Origin of the sequence: Micromonospora sp. NPDC005220, from assembly GCF_040607895.1 — a bacterium.
GTDB lineage: Bacteria > Actinomycetota > Actinomycetes > Mycobacteriales > Micromonosporaceae > Micromonospora.
In genome coordinates this window covers 1-1,627 of record NZ_JBEXHP010000192.1, presented here as the reverse complement: position 1 = coordinate 1,627, position 1,627 = coordinate 1, and the positions used below count along the sequence as shown (strand labels likewise).

2 protein-coding genes are annotated in these 1,627 nt (G+C 71.3%); both read right to left on the bottom strand.

All coding sequences use genetic code 11. The features are described from left to right. Positions 1 to 3 precede the first annotated feature (3 nt). A complete protein-coding gene (locus tag ABZU52_RS31570; protein WP_354974577.1) occupies positions 4 to 612 on the bottom strand; it encodes a helix-turn-helix domain-containing protein in 609 nt (202 codons plus the stop codon). Between the two features lie 62 nt (positions 613 to 674). Then, the gene (locus ABZU52_RS31565; RefSeq protein ID WP_354974576.1) at positions 675 to 1,487 is read right to left on the bottom strand and encodes a sugar nucleotide-binding protein; all 813 of its coding nucleotides are present in this window, start codon (positions 1,485 to 1,487) and stop codon (positions 675 to 677) included. Positions 1,488 to 1,627 lie beyond the last annotated feature (140 nt).

Genomic DNA, 1,627 nt, shown 5'->3' with positions numbered 1-1,627 from the left:
CGCTCATCGGAGGCCCTCGCGCAACGGGTAGGCGGCCAGGAAGACCTGCACCGGGCGGGCCTCCGGGTCGGTGGCGGCGTCGGGCTCGGCCTCGCGGTGGTAGCGCTCCAGCACCTCCCACACCTCCGCCTTGAGTTCCTCGAGTCGGGCGGGCGGAATGGTCATGAAGATGTCACCCATTCCGAAGCCGTCCCGCCAGGCGGGTGACCACTCGTGCTGGGTGGCGAACCAGCGGTCGGCGGTCTCGACGAGGAGACGCACCTGGTCGCCCTGGATCCACTCGATCGCGGCCCGGGCGTCAGGGTCGTCATCGAAGTCGCTCGGCTCCCAGTTGGTGACGTCGTGCGCCGCCTGCCACCACCGTTGCCGCCCGCTGCCTCGGTCGGGATCCTCGATGACGAGCCCGACCTCGGCGAGTTGGCGCAGGTGGTAGCTGGTCGCGCCGGTGTTGGTGCCGAGCAGTTCGGCGAGGGTGGTGGCGGTGGCGGGCCCCTTCACCCGCAGGGCGCCAACCAGCCGCATGCGGAGCGGGTGCGCCAGGACCCGGACCTGCCGCTTGTCGATGCGGACCTCACGTAGCGCCGCCCGCGGAGCGTCTTCATCGTTCACCATGCCTGCACACTATCTCTGCACACTTTCTGTGCACAAGAGTTCTGCACAGAAAGTGTGCACGATCAGTTGGCGAGGACTTCGCGTACTCCGCGCAGTCGCGTCCGCAGCAGGGAGGCGGCGCGGGTGGAGTCGAGGCGTACGTCCAGGGGGCGGACCAGGCCGGTGGCCGCGCTGGTGCTGGTCTTCAACCCGGCCGGGTCCAGGCCGTACCGCTCAGCGACCAGCAGGCCCAGCTCGGCCCGGCTGACCGCGTCCGGGCCGGCCACGTTGAGCAGACCGCCGTACGACGAGGCGACCAGCTCCAGCACCGCGTCGGCCAGGTCGGTGACGTCGATCGGGCAGCGCAGTTCGTCGCTGAACAGGGTGGCCCGGCCGGCGAGCGCGTCCCGGCAGAGCTGGATCTGTTTGCTGCCCTCCCCCACGATCAGGGAGGTCCGCACCACTGCCGCGCCCGGGTCGATCGCCCGCACGGCGGTCTCGGCCGCCGCCTTCGCGGCACCGTACGCGTGCACCGGCGTCGGTGGTTCGTCGTCGGCGTACGGCACGGGTCGTCCGGCGTGCAGCGCGTCGCTGGACACATGCACCAGCCGGGCACCCACCTCGGCGGCGGCGAACGCCACGTGCGCGGCCCCGTCGGCGGTGACCGCCCAGTCCCCGTACCGATAGGGGGTCCCGACCACGGCGTCCGGCCGCACCTCGGCGACCAGCGCGCGCACGGCGGACCGGTCGGTCACGTCCAGCCGCCGTGCCGCGACCCCCGGCACGGCGATCTCACCGGAGTGAAACGTCCCAACAACCGACCAACCAAGCCTGAGGCCCCGCCGACAAACCTCCCGCCCCAGAAACCCACTACCCCCGACGACAAGTACCCGCATCCCGGCCCACTCCCCCACTGACGATCAAGAGGTTTGCGTCATGTCGCCCGGCGGTGATTACGCAAACCACGAGATCAACCAAGCAACAGGGGGCAGACCCGGTCGGCGACCGGGGCTGCCACGCCCCCCCGTCCCGGGTG